This is a genomic window from Dactylosporangium sp. NPDC051485 (genome assembly GCF_040682015.1).
Classification (GTDB): Bacteria; Actinomycetota; Actinomycetes; order Mycobacteriales; family Micromonosporaceae; genus Dactylosporangium.
Genome location: NZ_JBFAZW010000057.1, coordinates 24,292 through 40,373, shown reverse-complemented (window position 1 = coordinate 40,373; position 16,082 = coordinate 24,292). Strand labels below are relative to the sequence as shown.

Annotated in this window: 15 protein-coding genes and 1 tRNA gene; 11 read left to right on the top strand and 5 right to left on the bottom strand. The window is 71.6% G+C overall.

Annotated features, from left to right (window positions below):
• The first annotated feature begins 17 nt into the window (after positions 1-17).
• Positions 18-473: a DUF4383 domain-containing protein gene (locus AB0M46_RS29015; protein WP_363340975.1), complete on the top strand. Its 456-nt coding sequence runs from the start codon at positions 18-20 to the stop codon at positions 471-473.
• 82 nt (positions 474-555) lie between these two features.
• Here the strand turns inward: AB0M46_RS29015 and AB0M46_RS29010 are convergent, their stop codons facing one another.
• Positions 556-1,158, bottom strand: coding sequence for a TetR/AcrR family transcriptional regulator (locus AB0M46_RS29010; protein WP_363341017.1), 603 nt, complete (start codon positions 1,156-1,158; stop codon positions 556-558).
• Between the two features lie 77 nt (positions 1,159-1,235).
• Complete coding sequence (locus AB0M46_RS29005) at positions 1,236-2,213, bottom strand: acyl-CoA desaturase (RefSeq protein WP_363340973.1); 978 nt, start codon at positions 2,211-2,213, stop codon at positions 1,236-1,238.
• Between the two features lie 243 nt (positions 2,214-2,456).
• Between AB0M46_RS29005 and AB0M46_RS29000 the strand changes: the two genes are divergently transcribed.
• The 9 genes from AB0M46_RS29000 (at position 2,457) to cysN (ending at position 12,075) form a co-directional block, all read left to right on the top strand.
• A tRNA-Gln gene (locus tag AB0M46_RS29000) sits at positions 2,457-2,531 on the top strand.
• A gap of 10 nt (positions 2,532-2,541) precedes the next feature.
• The gene (gene glmU / locus AB0M46_RS28995) at positions 2,542-4,047 is read left to right on the top strand and encodes a bifunctional UDP-N-acetylglucosamine diphosphorylase/glucosamine-1-phosphate N-acetyltransferase GlmU (protein ID WP_363340971.1); all 1,506 of its coding nucleotides are present in this window, start codon (positions 2,542-2,544) and stop codon (positions 4,045-4,047) included.
• 33 nt (positions 4,048-4,080) lie between these two features.
• Positions 4,081-5,061: a ribose-phosphate diphosphokinase gene (locus AB0M46_RS28990; RefSeq protein WP_363340969.1), complete on the top strand. Its 981-nt coding sequence runs from the start codon at positions 4,081-4,083 to the stop codon at positions 5,059-5,061.
• A 445-nt stretch (positions 5,062-5,506) separates the two neighbouring features.
• Positions 5,507-6,115: a 50S ribosomal protein L25/general stress protein Ctc gene (locus AB0M46_RS28985; RefSeq protein WP_363340967.1), complete on the top strand. Its 609-nt coding sequence runs from the start codon at positions 5,507-5,509 to the stop codon at positions 6,113-6,115.
• Between the two features lie 73 nt (positions 6,116-6,188).
• Entirely contained in the window at positions 6,189-6,776 is a 588-nt protein-coding gene (gene pth, locus AB0M46_RS28980) for an aminoacyl-tRNA hydrolase (protein ID WP_363340965.1), read from the top strand.
• 115 nt (positions 6,777-6,891) lie between these two features.
• The gene (locus AB0M46_RS28975; RefSeq protein ID WP_363340963.1) at positions 6,892-9,036 is read left to right on the top strand and encodes an exopolysaccharide biosynthesis polyprenyl glycosylphosphotransferase; all 2,145 of its coding nucleotides are present in this window, start codon (positions 6,892-6,894) and stop codon (positions 9,034-9,036) included.
• Entirely contained in the window at positions 9,036-9,794 is a 759-nt protein-coding gene (locus AB0M46_RS28970; protein WP_363340961.1) for a 3'(2'),5'-bisphosphate nucleotidase CysQ, read from the top strand. The genes AB0M46_RS28975 and AB0M46_RS28970 overlap by 1 nt, the downstream gene beginning before the upstream one ends.
• Before the next feature lie 94 nt (positions 9,795-9,888).
• Positions 9,889-10,797, top strand: a complete 909-nt coding sequence (gene cysD / locus AB0M46_RS28965) for a sulfate adenylyltransferase subunit CysD (RefSeq protein ID WP_363340959.1) — start codon at positions 9,889-9,891, stop codon at positions 10,795-10,797.
• Positions 10,798-12,075: a sulfate adenylyltransferase subunit CysN gene (cysN, locus tag AB0M46_RS28960; RefSeq protein WP_363340957.1), complete on the top strand. Its 1,278-nt coding sequence runs from the start codon at positions 10,798-10,800 to the stop codon at positions 12,073-12,075.
• Positions 12,076-12,237: 162 nt separating this feature from the next.
• Here the strand turns inward: cysN and AB0M46_RS28955 are convergent, their stop codons facing one another.
• Entirely contained in the window at positions 12,238-13,050 is an 813-nt protein-coding gene (locus AB0M46_RS28955) for a hemolysin family protein (protein ID WP_363340955.1), read from the bottom strand.
• An 86-nt stretch (positions 13,051-13,136) separates the two neighbouring features.
• Here AB0M46_RS28955 and galE point away from each other — a divergent pair, with 86 nt between their 5' ends.
• Positions 13,137-14,111, top strand: coding sequence for a UDP-glucose 4-epimerase GalE (galE, locus tag AB0M46_RS28950; protein ID WP_363340953.1), 975 nt, complete (start codon positions 13,137-13,139; stop codon positions 14,109-14,111).
• Between the two features lie 95 nt (positions 14,112-14,206).
• On the opposite strand, the gene AB0M46_RS28945 is transcribed toward galE, so the two are convergent.
• Positions 14,207-15,415 carry a sialidase family protein gene (locus AB0M46_RS28945; RefSeq protein ID WP_363340951.1) on the bottom strand — a complete coding sequence of 403 codons (1,209 nt, stop codon included), beginning with the start codon at positions 15,413-15,415 and terminating at the stop codon, positions 14,207-14,209.
• Positions 15,416-15,559: 144 nt separating this feature from the next.
• Positions 15,560-16,045, bottom strand: coding sequence for a sigma-70 family RNA polymerase sigma factor (locus tag AB0M46_RS28940; protein ID WP_363340949.1), 486 nt, complete (start codon positions 16,043-16,045; stop codon positions 15,560-15,562).
• Positions 16,046-16,082: the final 37 nt, after the last annotated feature.

Here is a 16,082-nt window from a genome sequence, read left to right as displayed (position 1 = left end):
CATCCTAAGATTCCCTCATGGCGTCTCACTTCCCGATCAACCATCACCTCCGGCCGCTGTACCGGCTGCTCAGCGCGGCGGCAGGCCTTTACATGCTGGTCTTTGGCGTGGTCGGCTTCGTGCAGACCTCCGGCGCCCCGTTCTTCACCCGCGACGAGACCGAGTGGGCCCTTGGCCTGCGCACCAACCCGGCCTTCGCGCTGCTGTCCATCATCGCCGGCGTGGTCGTCCTCGGCGCGAACGTGATTGGCCGCAACGTCGCCCACCAGATCAACCAGCTGGCCGGTGTTCTCCTGACCATCGTCGGCATGGGTTCGCTGGCCGTGATGCAGACCGAGGCGAACATCTTCGCCTTCTCGATGGTGAACGTGATCGTCACCTTCATCCTGGCCGGCGTGATCGGCACCGCGAGCCTCTACGACCGGGTCGGCTCGACGGCCGAGGAGCACCGCCCCCACGCCCACGCGGCGTAACGAGCGCTGCTTCGCGAGCGGCAGGCGTCGGCGCCTGCCGCTCTTTTGTTGGCCGGCCCTAGCGCCTACCCGAGCCCGTGCTTCATTTGCCGGACCGGGTGACCAGGGTCGGCTTGCCCTCCATGTTGGACAGGCCGTTCCACGCCAGGTTGACCAGGTGCGCGGCCACGACCTCTTTCTTGGGCTTGCGCACCTCCAGCCACCACCGGCCGGTGAGCGCGACCATGCCGACCAGCGCCTGGGAGTACAGCTCGGCGAGCTTGGGGTCGAAGCCGCGGCGCTTGAACTCGGCGCCGAGGATGTGCTCGGCCTGGTGGGCCACGTCGTTGAGCACGCTCATGAAGTTGCCCGTCGGCGACATCACCGGCGACTCGCGCACGAGGACCCGGAATCCGTCGGTCTCCGCCTCGATGTAGTCCAGCAGGGCCAGCGCGGCCTGCTCGAGCAGCTCGTGCGGGTGGCCGGCGGTCAGCGCGTTGGTGATGCGCTCCAGCAGGGCGCGGACCTCACGGTCCACCACCACCGCGTAGAGACCCTCCTTGCCGCCGAAGTGCTCGTAGACCACCGGCTTGGAGACCTTCGCCCGCGACGCCACCTCCTCGATGGAGGTGGCGTCGAAGCCCCGCTCGGCGAAGAGCGCACGACCGATGGAAATGAGCTGCTCGCGGCGCTGGGCGGAGGACATCCGCACCCGCGACTTGGTCGAGATCGACGGCGGCGGCGTGGGTGGCCTCGGCTGTTCGTGGTCCTCCGGGCTCTCGGTCACCCGTTCATCGTGCCAGCCCCGATGCGCTTGGCGTCGAGCCGGTCGCGCTTCGGCCAGCGGACGTTGGTGGCCCAGCCCAGCTTCTCGAAGATCCAGATGAGCCGCGCATTGATGTCGATCTGGCCCCGGTCCACCCCGTGGCGGGCGGAGGTGGGGTCGGCGTGGTGCAGGTTGTGCCAGCTCTCGCCGAAGGACAGGATCGCCAGCGGCCAGAAGTTGGTGGCCCGGTCGCCCTCGCGGGTCTCGAACGGCCGCTCGCCGTACACGTGGCAGATCGAGTTGATCGACCAGGTGACGTGGTGCAGCAGGCCGATGCGGACGAGGCCGGCCCAGAAGAACGCCGACAGCGCGCCCTGCCACGACCAGGTGACCAGGCCGGCGATGATCGCGGGCAGGGTGGCCGACAGGGTGACGATCAGCGGGAACGCCTTGTCGATGCGCTGGATGTCCTTGTCGGCCATCAGGTCGGGGGCGAAGCGCTCGCGGTTGGACAGCTCGCGGAAGAACAGCCAGCCCAGGTGCGCGTAGACCAGGCCCTTCACCAGGCCGCCGAAGGACTCCCCGAAGCGCCACGGCGAGTGCGGGTCGCCCTCGCGGTCGGAGAAGGCGTGGTGGCGGCGGTGGTCGGCGACCCACTGCGTCGGGTTGCCCTCGATCGCGGTGCTCCCGGCGATGGTGAGCGCGATGCGCAGGCCGCGATTGGCCTTGAAGGAGCCGTGGGTGAGGTAGCGATGGAATCCGGTCCCGATGCCCAGGCCGCCGATGACGTAGAACACGCCGCCGATGACGACGTCGAGCCAGCTCAGGCCCCATCCCCAGGCGACCGGGACGGCGGCCACCAGCGCGACGAACGGCAGGATCACGAAGCCCCACAGCGCCACGATGATGCCGGGGTGCTGCTTGCCCTCGGTAAGTGGCTTGGGCCCGTGATTGGGGCTGTCGGTGGGCGCGGGGTCAAGGACCGAAACGGACATGGCACCTCTCAAGGAATGTGTCGCCGGCGGAGCTACGCCTACGTCACCGTAACTTACGGGGGCGTAGGTTGGCCATACGAAGCTCGTGTCAAGCCGATTACGCGCCGCGTCGTGTGATCTTCGTCGGTCCTTTGCCCTGACGTGATCGGCCAAATCGTCTCCAGGGTGAGACAAGGTGAGGGAACGTTGCCCTGGGGACAAAAGGAATCGACGCGCAAGCTAGGCTTCGGGTGCGCGCGCGATTGGGGTGTGGGGTAACGGCAGCCCGCAGGCCTTTGGAGCCTCGCAGTCCTGGTTCGAATCCAGGCACCCCAGCCACCTGACTACGATGAGGCGCACCGACACCGTCGAGGAGCCTTCCGTGAGAAACGTGATCATCCTGGCCGCCGGCGAAGGCAAGCGGATGAAGTCGTCGGTTCCCAAGGTCCTGCACCCCCTGCTCGGCCGCACGCTGCTCGGGCACGTGCTGGCCGCGGCCCAGCCGTTCCTGGGCAGCGGCACGGTGACGGTGGTGGTGGGGCACGGGGGCGACCAGGTCCGCGAGCACCTCGCCCAGGTGGCCTCCGAGGCGGTGCCGGTCACCCAGACCGAGCAGCGGGGGACCGGCCACGCCGTGCGCATCGCGCTGGACGCCAGTCCCGAGCTGTCCGGCACCGTGGTGGTGCTCAACGGCGACATCCCGCTGCTGCGGGCCGAGACCCTCGCCGCGCTGGTGCACGCCCACGAGACCGCCAACGCGTCGGCCACCGTGCTGACGGCCGAGGTCGACAACCCCACCGGCCTCGGGCGCATCGTGCGCGACCAGGGCGGCGAGTTCGCGGCGATCGTCGAGGAGCGCGACGCGACACCCGGCCAGCGGGCCATTCGCGAGATCAACTCGGGCGCCTACGTCTTCGAGGCGGCCGCGCTGCGGGAGATGCTGGGGAAGCTCTCCACGAACAACGACCAGGGTGAGGAGTACCTCACCGACGTCATCGGCATGCTGGCCGCGGCCGGCGCCCCGGTCGTCGCGCACCGCGCCCCCGACGCCACCGAGACCCTCGGCGCCAACGACCGGGCGGAGCTGGCCGGCCTGCGGGCGCTCATGCGCGACCGGATCAACGACGAGTGGATGCGGGCCGGGGTGGCCATCATCGACCCGGCCACGACCTGGATCGACGTCACCGTGACGCTCGAGCGCGACGCGGTGATCGAGCCCAACACCCACCTGCGCGGGGCGACCAGCATCGGCGAGGCCGCCGTGATCGGCCCCGACACCTCGCTCATCGACGTGGTGGTCGGCCCGGGCGCCGCGGTCGTGCGCACCCACGCCGTCTCCTCCGAGATCGGCCCGCAGGCCTCCGTCGGGCCCTTCGCCTACCTGCGTCCCGGCTCCCAGCTGGGTCGCAAGTCGAAGGTCGGCACGTTCGTGGAGACCAAGGCGGCGACGCTCGGCGAGGGGGCCAAGGTCCCGCACCTGTCCTACGTCGGCGACGCCACCATCGGCGAGCACACCAACATCGGCGCGGCCACCGTCTTCGTCAACTACGACGGCGTGCGCAAGCAGCGCTCGGTGATCGGCGCCCACGCCCGCACCGGCGCGGACAACATGTTCGTCGCCCCGGTGCACGTGGGTGACGGAGCCTACACCGCCGCCGGCAGCGTGATCGTCAAGGACATCCCGCCCGGTGCGCTCGGCGTCTCCCGCGCCACGCAGCGCAACATCGAGGGCTGGGTAGAGCGCAAGCGGGCTGGCACCGCCGCCGCCGAGGCGGCCAGGGGGGCCCTGGCACGTGAAGAAAACCACGCCGAGGCCGGTCAGGTGGCTGAATCGAGTCCGCGCGACGAACAATGAGCGCAACCACGAGATCGGGAGCGGGCAACCCCAATGGCCAGCATCAGTTCGGAGAACCGCAAGAACCTCATGCTCTTCTCCGGCCGGGGGTTCCCCGCGCTGGCCGAGGAGATCGGCGCCGGGCTCGGGGTCGACCCGACCCCGATGGACGCCTACGACTTCGCCAGCGGTGAGATCTTCATCCGGTACCGCGAGTCCGTCCGCGGTTCGGACGCGTTCGTAGTCCAGTCGATGGTCTCGCCGATCAACGACTGGCTGATGGAGACGCTCATCATGGTCGACGCGCTCAAGCGCGGTTCGGCCAAGCGCACCACGGTCGTGCTGCCGTTTTACCCGTACGCGCGGCAGGACAAGAAGCACCGCGGCCGCGAGCCGATCTCGGCCCGGCTGATCGCCGACCTGCTCAAGACGGCCGGGGCCAACCGGATCCTCACCGTCGACCTGCACACGGCACAGATCCAGGGCTTCTTCGACGGGCCGGTCGACCACCTGTTCGCCATGAACACGCTGGCCGACCACATCGACGCGAAGTACGCGGGGCGGCCGATCACCGTGGTCGCCCCCGACTCCGGCCGGGTGCGGGTGGCCGAGCGCTGGACCGACCGGCTGGGTGGCTGCCCGCTGGCCTTCATCCACAAGACCCGCGACCCCAGCAAGCCCAACCAGGTGGTGGCCAACCGGGTCGTCGGCGAGGTCGAGGGCCGGGTCTGCCTGATCGTCGACGACATGATCGACACCGGCGGCACGATCGTCAGCGCGGCCGACATCCTCTTCAACGAGGGGGCCGCCGACGTCGTGGTTGCCGCCACCCACCCGGTGCTGTCGGACCCGGCCTGCGAGCGGCTCGACGCCAGCCGGATCAGCGAGGTCGTGGTGACCAACACGCTTCCGCTGCCGGCCGACCGCAAGGTGGAGAAGATCACCCAGCTGTCCATCGCCCCGCTGCTGGCCCGGGCCATCCGCGAGGTCTTCGACGACGGCTCCGTAACGACCCTTTTCGGCGGTCTGTCGTAATTCCCGCCATCAGAAACGTCTCCGGCTGAGCCAGCCCGCCGAAAGGCCGTTCCTCCAGTGGAGGGACGGCCTTTCGGTTGGGCTGGCCTCCCGCCCGGTTCTCCGGTGGAGTCCCCACGTGGAGCGAAGCTACGGCTGACGGAGCGTGATTCGCACATCCAGGCGGGGAGGGTGTTAGATGCCCTTCCGGGCTTGGGTAAGATAGTGCGGTTGCCACGGCGAGGGTGCTCCCACGGGCCGGGCGTGCGGTTCCTTTATGACTGCCGGGTGGTTGCCACCCCGGCGGCCACACAGGGACCGGCATGACGGCCGAGCGGGCTCCGTGATCGACGCGGTGCTCCGGGCTTGTGCCCCGTGCGCCCCCTCGCCCGAGCGCCGCACCAAGACAACTGTTACCGGTCGCGCCGGCCGGTGCCCGCCGCACAACCGCATCAGGAGTTTTGTCGTGTCCGAGGTAAAGATCAGCGCCGAGCCCCGCACCGAGTTCGGCAAGGGTGGTGCCCGCCGCACGCGCCGGGCCGGCAAGGTGCCCGCCGTGCTGTACGGCCACGGCGAGAAGCCCCGCCACATCGCCCTCCCTGCCCGTGAGTTCGCCGCGGCCATCCGTCACGGCGGCATGACCCAGGTCTTCAACATCGAGATCTCCGACGGCAGCGCCGCCCTGGCCCTGCCGAAGGCGATCCAGCGTGACCCGATCAAGGACACCTTCGACCACGTGGACCTGCTCGTGGTCCGCCGCGGCGAGAAGGTCACCGTCGACATCCCGGTCCAGCTGACCGGCGAGGCGGCCCGTGACACGCTGATCATGCACGAGAGCAGCACGCTGTCCGTCCTGGCCGACGCGACCAAGCTGCCCGAGCACCTCGAGGCCTCGATCGAGGGCCTGGGGGCGGGTAGCCACGTCACCGCGGCCGACGTCAAGCTCCCGGCCGGCGTCGAGCTCGCCGCCGACGGCGAGCTGGTCATCGCGGTCATCACCGCGGCGCCGACCGCGACGGTCGAGGCCGAGGGTGAGGCCGGCGCCGAGGCCGAGACGGCCGCCGCCGAGGCCTGATCAATCTGGAACGAGTGAGGCCGCGGACCGCCGGGAACGGTGGCCGCGGCCTTCATCGTGCGAGGAGGCACGCGTGACGGACGCCGCGCCGTGGCTGGTCGTCGGCCTGGGCAACCCCGGGCCGGATTTCGCCCGGCACCGCCACAACGTCGGCTTCATGGTCGTGGACCTGCTCGCCCAGCGGGCCGGCCTGCGCTTCGGCAAGCACCGCCGGATGGTGGCCGACGTGGCCGAGGGCCGGCTGCGCGTCGGCGGCCCGCGCCTGGTGCTGGTCAAGCCGCTGACCTTCATGAACCTCTCGGGCGGCCCGGTGGCCGGGCTGGCCCAGTTCTACAAGGTGCCGCGGGAGCGGGTCGTCGCGGTCCACGACGAGCTGGACATCGCCTGGACCCAGCTGCGCCTCAAGCAGGGCGGCGGCGAGGGCGGCCACAACGGCCTGCGCTCGATGTCGAGCTCGCTGGGCGGCAAGGACTACCTGCGGGTGCGCTTCGGCGTCGGCCGCCCGCCGGGCCGGCAGAACCCCGCCGACTTCGTCCTGTCCGACTTCTCGTCGGTCGAGCGCAAGGAGCTCGACTACTTCGTGGACCGGGCCGCGGACGCGGTCGAGATGATCATCGACCAGGGCCTCGAGGCGGCCCAGAACCGGTATCACGCGGACTGAACATCGCGGTCATTGCTCTAATCGTTCCGCTGCGTGCGGTGTCGTGACGAATGTCTGACTTGCACGTTGTACTCAAGGTTGCACCGTAAGGAGCGGTTCCCCTTGAGGAGGCGGCGTGGCGATCGACAGCGGGCGAGCTCGGGAAGGCTTTCACCGGCCGGCCCACCTCCGCCGCGAGGGCCGCCCCGGCGCCGCCCGCCGCGAGGAACACGCCGTTGTCACCGCCCGCGAGGAACGCACGGCCGCCGCCCGTCGCGAGGAGCACACGGTTGCCGGCCGCCGCGAGGAGCGCACCGCTGCTGGCCGCCGCGAGGAGCACGCGGTTACCGGCCGCCGCGAGGAGCGCACCGCTGCTGGCCGCCGCGACGAGCACGCCGTTGCCGGCCGCCGCGAGGAGCGCGTCCCGAACGTCCGCCGCGAGGCGCGCCCGCCGTCCCAGCAGCGCGAGCGCGCGATCGCCCCGGACGACCAACCGGGCAGCCCAGGCGGGCGGCCCGCCGCCCCCACGGTCAGGACCGCGTCGACGCCCCCCGCCCAGCCGCCGGCCGCCAACCCTGTCACGCCGATCGTGCACCAGCCGGCCCCGGTCTACGGCCGCCCGGCCGTCCCGGCCCGCGGCCGCCGCCCGAGCCCCGCGACCGGTCCCCGCCTGGGCAACCGCCGGTCGCTGGCCGGGCAGCCCGCCCGGGCGCGGGTCGCGGCCCCGGTCTCGCCGGCGCCGGGCCCGGTCCCGCCGGCCGAGGTCGACCCGGAGCTCGCCGCCCAGGTCGAGGACGCCGTCCAGGGCGGCGCCCCCTTCGTCAGGACCCGCGACACGAAGCCGGCCGCCGCCCCCGAGCCGGGAGGACGCGCGTCCCGGCACCGCGCGCGGTGGGCGTGGGAGGGGCGCTACCTGCGCACCCTGCTCGTGCTGGACTTCGCGATCGGCCTGATCGCGGGAGGTATCGCCTTCCAGGCCCGCTTCTCCAACGGCCTCACGACGTACAACCGCTGGTACGTGCTGCTGTCGGCCCTCCTGCCGATCGCGTTCACCGCGAGCCTCGCGGCCAACCGGGCGTACGAGAAGCGGCATCTCTTCGTCGGCACCGACGAGTACCAGCGCGTGCTGCGCGCCGGCCTGGCCCTGACCGCCGCCACCGTGTTCGTGGCCTACGCGACCGAGACCCGCATCGCCCGCGGCTGGTTCGTGATCGCCCTGCCGTTGGTGACGTTCGCCTGCCTGCTGGCCCGGTTCGTCCTGCGCAAGCTGCTGCACCGGGCCCGCAAGAGCCGGGGCGCCTGCATGCGCCGGGTGGTGGTGGTCGGCCACGAGCTCGCCGTCGAGGCTATGGCGCGGCAGTTGCACCGCGAGCGGTACCACGGCCTGAAAGTCGTCGGCGCGTGCCTGCCCACCGCCGGCGAGGTCGCCGACGTGCCGGTCCTGGGCACCTTCGACGAGATCGCGGGCGCGGTCCGCCGGGCCCGGGCCGACACCGTGCTCGTCCTGTCCTGCCCGGAGCTGGACGGCCACGCCCTGCGCCGGCTGGCCTGGCACCTGGAGCGCGACGACATCGACCTGATCGTGGCCAGCACCCTCATCGACGTGGCCGGCAGTCGCACGACCATCCGTCCGGTGGACGGCCTGCCGATGCTGCACGTCGAACACCCGACCCTGACCGGGGCCCGCCGACTGGTCAAGTCCTTCGTCGATCGGGTGGGCGCGGCGGTACTCCTGGTGCTCGCCAGCCCCTTGTTGGCCCTCTTGGCGCTAGCGGTTCGCATGGACTCCGCTGGGCCGGTACTGTTCCGTCAGGTACGAGTGGGCAAGGACGGTCACGAGTTCGTGATCTTCAAGTTCCGGACCATGCACATCGACGCCGAAGCCCGCCTGGCCGAGCTGCGGCACCTCAACGAAGTCGACGGCGCGCTGTTCAAACTGCGCAACGACCCGCGGGTCACCCGCGTCGGGCGGCTTCTGCGCAAGTTTTCACTCGACGAGCTGCCACAGTTACTCAACGTGATCGGCGGCAGCATGTCACTGGTCGGGCCTCGCCCGCCGCTGCCCGAGGAGGTCGCCGTGTATCCGGACGACGCCCGGCGCCGGCTGGCGGTGCGGCCCGGGATGACCGGCCTCTGGCAGGTGTCCGGACGGTCGGACCTATCGTGGGACGAAGCGGTCCGCCTCGACCTGCAGTACGTGGAGAACTGGTCGCTTTCCCTGGACCTGGTGATCATGCTGCGGACGTTGAGCGCGGTGACCCGAGGGGCTGGAGCGTACTGATGACCGACTTACCACCCGCCACGGACGGCGGGTTCGCCCGCTGGCTGGCCCAGCGCGCCGGCGACCTGTTGCTGAAGCTGCGCGAGGAGATGGGCTATGCCGACCCCGGCGCGCTGCGCAAGGCCGGCGACCGGCTCTCGCACGAGTTCCTGGTCGCCCAGCTGGCGCGCTGGCGCCCGGCCGACGCGGTGCTCTCCGAGGAGGGCGCCGACAGCGCGGCCCGGCTGAGCGCCGAGCGCGTCTGGATCGTCGACCCGCTGGACGGCACCCGCGAGTTCGGCGAGGAGGGCCGGGCCGACTGGGCCGTGCATGTGGCCCTTTATGCCGGCCGTCTGGTCGCCGGCGCGGTGGCGCTGCCGGCCCAGCACTGCGTGCTCGGCACCGACGTCCCGCCGCCGTTCCCGCCGATGCCGGGCGTGCTGGGCGAGCCGATCCGGCTGGCCGCCTCCCGCAGCCGCCCGCCGGCCCTGCTGGCCGACCTGGCCGAGAAGCTGCCGATCGAGCTGGTGCCGATGGGCTCGGCCGGCGCCAAGATCGCCGCGGTCATCGACGGGGCGGTCGACGCCTACGTCCACGCGGGCGGACAGTACGAGTGGGACTCCGCCGCCCCGGTCGCTGTGGCTCTCGCCACGGGCTTGCACGCTTCCCGTATCGACGGGACTACGTTGGAATACAACCAGCCCGACCCCCGCCTGCCCGACCTGGTGGTGTGTCGGAAGGCATTGGCGCCGCAACTGCTGGCCGCGATCAACAGCTGAAAGGTCCCCGCCAACTCATGAGCGGTACGAAGCAGAGCGGAGTGGCCGCTCATCAGGTAGGCAGCCTCGAGCTCGGTGCAGTGGAGGTGCTCGCGTGAGCCGCGTGCCCTACCGCGTCTCCCATCTGGACGCGCTCGAGGCCGAGAGCCTGTTCATCATGCGCGAGGTGGTCGCCGAGTTCGAGCGGCCGGTGCTGCTGTTCTCGGGCGGCAAGGACTCGATCGTGATGCTGCGGCTGGCCGAGAAGGCGTTCGCGCCGGCCAGGATTCCGTTCCCGGTCATGCACGTGGACACCGGTCACAACTTCCCCGAGGTGCTGGAGTACCGGGACCGGCGGGTGAACGAGCTCAACGTGCAGCTGATCGTGGCCAGCGTGCAGGAGGCGATCGACTCCGGCATGGTGCGCGAGTCGGCCGACGGCATGCGCAACCGGATCCAGACGCCGGTGCTGCTGGACGCCGTGGAGAAGTACCGCTTCGACTCCCTCTTCGGCGGGGCGCGGCGGGACGAGGAGAAGGCGCGGGCGAAGGAGCGGGTGTTCAGCTTCCGCGACGACTTCGGCCAGTGGGACCCGCGCAACCAGCGGCCGGAGCTGTGGGCGCTGTACAACGCGCGGATCGCCCCCGGCGAGTCGATCCGGGTCTTCCCGCTGTCCAACTGGACCGAGCTGGACGTGTGGCACTACATCGCCCGCGAGAACATCGACCTGCCCAGCATCTACTACGCCCACGACCGCGAGGTCGTCGACCGCGGCGGGATGCTGTATGCGATCAACGAGTTCCTGCCGCTCAAGGCCGGGGAGACGCCGTTCGTCGAGCGGGTGCGCTACCGGACCGTCGGCGACGCCAGCTGCACGGCGGCCGTGCGCAGCGACGCCGACACGATTGACATGGTCATCGACGAGGTGGCGGCGACCCGGATCACCGAGCGGGGCGCGACCCGGGGCGATGACAAGGTGAGCGAGGCGGCGATGGAAGACCGCAAGCGTGAGGGGTACTTCTAGATGACCGCCGTGATCGAACGCCAGATGGACCTGCTTCGCTTCGCCACCGCCGGCTCGGTCGACGACGGCAAGTCGACGCTGATCGGGCGGCTGCTGTACGACTCGAAGGCCATCTTCGAGGACCAGCTGGAGGCCGTCGAGGCGACGTCGCGCTCGCGCGGCGACGAATACACCAACCTCGCGCTGCTCACCGACGGCCTGCGGGCCGAGCGGGAGCAGGGCATCACGATCGACGTGGCGTACCGCTACTTCGCCACGCCCCGCCGCAAGTTCATCATCGCCGACACGCCCGGGCACATTCAGTACACCCGGAACATGGTCACCGGGGCGTCGACCGCCGACCTCGCGCTGATCCTCGTCGACGCCCGCAAGGGCCTGGTCGAGCAGTCCCGCCGGCACGCGTTCCTGTGCTCGCTGCTGCGGGTGCCGCACCTGGTGCTCTGCGTGAACAAGATGGACCTGGTCGACTACTCGCAGGAGGTCTTCGAGCGCATCGCGGACGAGTTCACCTCGTTCGCCGCCAAGCTCGAGGCGCCCGACCTGACGGTCATCCCGATCTCCGCCCTGCACGGCGACAACCTCGTGACCCGCAGCGAGAACATGCCCTGGTATGAGGGGCCCTCCCTGCTGCACCACCTGGAGCACGTGCACATCGCCTCCGACCGCAACCTCGTCGACGTGCGGTTCCCGGTGCAGTACGTGATCCGCCCGCAGTCCACCACGGTGTCGGACTACCGCGGCTACGCCGGCCAGATCGCCAGCGGCGTGATGAAGCCCGGCGACGAGGTCATGGTGCTGCCGTCCGGCTTCACCACCCGGATCACGCACATCGAGACGGCCGACGGCGAGCTGGCCGAGGCCTACCCGCCGATGTCGGTAACGATCCGGCTGGCCGACGAGATCGACATCGCCCGAGGCGACCTGATCTGCCGGCCCCACAACGCGCCGGCCGTCGCCCAGGACATCGAGGCGATGATCTGCTGGATGGACGAGACCCGCCCGCTCACCGTGGGCGGCAAGTATGCGATCAAGCACACCACCCGCTCGGCCCGCACGGTGGTCCGCGGGCTGCAGTACCGGCTGGACGTCAACACGCTGCACCGGGACGACTCGGCGACCCAGCTCTCGCTCAACGAGATCGGCCGCGTGAAGCTGCGCACGACGGTGCCGCTGCTGGCCGACGAGTATCGGCGCAACCGCACCACCGGCGGCTTCATCATCATCGACGAGTCGACCAACCGCACGGTCGGCGCCGGGATGATCATCGAGGCCGGCTGAGTCTCGGGCCCGCCGCATTCCTGCGGCGGGCCAGATTCCTCGCCCAGGCCGGCCCGGCGCACTACGCCTGGCCGGCCCCGGGGCGCAGCGCACGTCCCGGGCAAGCAGCGGTAGCCGGGCTTTGTGGGCCGCACGCAGACGAACCCGGGTATGCAACAGGCCCTACGACGGCTGGCGCGGCGGGGGAACCGGCCGCGCCACCGCGATCCGGGCCACCCGGCGGCCCTCGACCGTGCTCACCCGCAGCTGCCAGCCGTTGTGGCGCACGTGGTCGCCGACCGCCGGCACCCGGCCCAGCCGCGCCATGAGGAAGCCGGCCACCGTCTCGTAGGGACCGGTCGGCAGCGCCAGCCCGATGCGCTCGGCCAGGTCGGCGAGGTTGAGCCGGCCGTCGACCTCGTCCACCCGGGGCGGGGCGGGCGGCGCGTCGTACTCGTCGTGGATCTCCCCGACGAGCTCCTCGATCAGGTCCTCGAGGGTCACGATGCCGGCCGTGCCGCCGTACTCGTCGACGACGACGGCCAGGTGATGGCCCTCCCGCCGCATCTCCGACAGCGCGGCGAGCACCCGCTTGCTGGCCGGCAGCCGCTTCACCTCGCGCGTGAGGTGGCGCAACGTGGCGGCCGGGTCGACGGCCGGCGGCAGGGTCAGGTCGCGCACGTGGACGAAGCCGAGGACGTCGTCCGGGTCGCCGTCGATGACCGGGAAGCGGGAGTGGGTGGCCCGCCGCATGGCGCGGATGGCGTCGGGAACGGTCAGCGACGCGTCGAGGAAGACCACGTCGGTGCGCGGCACCATCAGCTCGCGCACGTGCGCCGTGCCCGAGTTCACCGTGATGAGGGTGCGCAGCTCAGCCTCGGATATCCGGGCGTTCGCCGGGGTAGCGTGAAGACGCTCCGCCCAGCGGCTCAGGAGGGCGGCCACAGCCTGCCGTATGGTTCCGGGGCCATTCTGATACTGGCCGGGCTCCGGCATGACACAAAGTGTAGGCGGCCGGCTCCCACGGGCTCATGGGCGATGTGTAAATTTGTTGGAACACGTCGATTTTTGGGGAGGTTCTCGTGAAGCTGCTCGTCACCGGGGGCGCCGGCTACATCGGCAGCATCGTCACCGCGCTGCTGCTGGACGCCGGTCACGAGGTGGTGGTGCTCGACGACCTCTCCACCGGGCATGCCGAGGCGGTGCCGTCCGGGGCCCGGTTCGTGCGCGGCCGGGTGCACGACACGATCGGCGAGATCCTCACGCCGTCCGAGGGCTTCGAGGGTGTACTGCACTTCGCCGCCTTCATCGCGGCGGGGGAGAGCGTGCAGCGGCCGGAGAAGTACTGGGAGAACAACGCGATCGGCACCCTGCGCCTGCTCGAGGCCATGCGCGCGGCCGACGTGCGGCGCCTGGTGTTCTCCTCCACGGCTAACGTGTACGGCGACCCCGACGAGGTGCCGATCCCGGAGACGGCCGCGGTCCGCCCGCCCAACCCCTACGCGACCTCCAAGCTCGCCGCCGACCACGCGCTGACCGGCTACGCGACGGCCCACGGGCTGGCGGCGGTCAGCCTGCGGTACTTCAACGTCGCCGGCGCCCTGCGCCGCCCCGACGGCTCGATGATCGGCGAGCGGCACGACCCGGAGACGCATCTCATCCCGATCGCGCTGCAGGTCGCGGCCGGCCGCCGGGAGAAGCTGCAGCTCTTCGGCGACGACTACGAGACCTTCGACGGCACCAACATCCGCGACTACATCCACGTCGCCGACCTGGGGGCGGCCCACCTGCTGGCGCTGTTCACCATGGACGGGCCGGGGCACCGGGTCTACAACCTCGGCAGCGGGACCGGGTTCTCCAACCGGCAGGTCGTCGAGGTGGTGCGGGAGGTCACCGGTCACGCGATTCCGGTGGAGATGGCGCCGCGGCGGCCCGGCGACCCGGCGCGGCTGGTCGCGTCGTCGGAGAAGGCGAGGCGGGAGCTGCGGTGGACTCCGCAGCACCCGGAGCTGGCCACGATGGTCGCCGACGCCTGGGCCTTCATGCGGCGCGCCTGATCGAGGAGATTCGATAAGTCGGGCACTCCGTGCCGCGACTTATCTGACTTCTCGCCCGACGGGTCATTTGCCCGACTCTTGCGTTTCGTCCGCTTTTACTGGGCGTTGATCTTCTGCCAGGTGGAGCCGTCGACCGAGAACGCGGTGTAGACGGAGAACATCTGGTAGGCCACGTAGCCGGCCTGCGTGCGGGCGATCCGGAGGGTCGGGTGCAGGCCTTCCAGGCGGTGCCACGACGCGCCGCCGTTCTCGGAGACCAGCCAGTGGCCGTACCCGTCGACGATCAGGACCCGGCCGTCGAGCAGCAGCACGGCGTCGCCGCCGATGGTGGCCTGGCCCGCGGTCGGGTGGACGGGGCCGAAGGTCGCGCCGCCGTCCACCGACTGGGCCACCGCCAGCAGGTGGTCCGTCCCGGCGGTGGCGTCCGGCGGGCTCACCACGGTGACGAAGACGGTCCGGCCCAGCGTCGCCGCCCGCGCGTAGGCGTTGGCGGGCAAGCCCGGGAAGGCGTGCACGGCCCAGGTGGCCCCGGCGTCCCGGCTCACGGCGAGCGCCGGGCGCCCGTCCGCGTCGCGGCCGCCGACCCACCACGCGCCGTCGCCGGCGCGCACCGGCGACCACCAGCAGGCCGTGATCGGCGGCTGGGCCGGGACGGGGGCGAGGGTGTCGCCGTCGACCGCGGCCGTGGTGGCGCCGCACCCGTCGCCGAGCGGCAGGAGCCGGGCGGTGCCGGAGGGCGCGGCCGGCGGACCGGGAGGGGTCGCCACCGGCGCACCCCAGTGCTCCCCGTCGACGGTGCTCGCGCGCTGGTAGGCCGGGGCGGGGCCGACGATCGTCACGCCGCCCGGGCCGGCCACGAGCGTGGGCACCCCGGCGATCGGCGAGGGCAGGGTGCGAAAGGTCCGTCCGCCGTCGGTGGTGGCGCTGACCCAGGCCCGGCAGCAGTCGGCGGTGAGCAGGAAGCCCCGGTCGGCGTCGAGGAACTCGGCGGCGCGGATCGACCCGGGTAGGTCGCGCGGCGCCTCGGGCAGGCCGTCGATGGTGATCCCCTCGGCGCTCCAGGTCTGGCCCGGGCCGGCCGCCGACGCGGCCACCACCGGCGGCGGGGAGTCGCCGGCGCGCTTTGCGGTGAGCGCCGTCCCGGCGATCGCGAGGGCGGCCAGCGCGGCCACCCCGGCCGCCGCGGCGCGCCGGCGGCGGCGCAGGGCGGCGGCCCGGGCGGCGATGACCGCCAGCGGCGGCTGCTCGATGCCGTCGAGGCGGTCGCGCTCGGCCCGCAGGCGGGTCTCCATCCGGTCAGGCACGGGCCACCTCGTAGCCGTCGAGCCGCGCGGCCAGCGCCGCCCGCTCCCGGGACGGGCGCGACTTCTGGTCAGGCACGGGCCACCTCGTAGCCGTCGAGCTGCGCGGCCAGCGCCGCCGGCTCCCGGGACGGGCGAGACTTCTGGTCAGGCACGGGCCACCTCGTAGCCGTCGAGCTGCGCGGCCAGCGCCGCCCGCCCCCGGGACAGGCGCGACTTCACGGTGCCGGCGGGGACGCCCAGCGTGGCGGCGATCTCGTCGACGCTGAGGTCGGCGTAGTAGTGCAGCACGATGACCTCCCGGAAGGTGCGTGGCAGGACGTCGAGCGCCCTGGTCAGGTCGGTTCGCAGGTCGGTGTCGGGGGCGGGCGGCTCGCCCAGTGGGTGCTCGCGCAGGAGGATCAGGTCGAGGACCCGGCGGCGGCGCCATCGCCGGCGCACGACGTTGACGGCGACCGTGCGCAGCCAGGCCTCGGGGTTGTCGATGCCGGCGAACCCGCGCGGGCGCGCCAGGGCCCGCGCGAACGCCTCTTGCACGACGTCCTGGGCCTCGGTGAGGTCAGTGGTGAACGCGAAGAGCTGCACGACCAGCCTGCGGTAGCAGGCGTGGTACACCTCCGCGACGTCGCCCACGCCCACCACGATCCCCGAGCCCGCCGTCCGGTTCCCC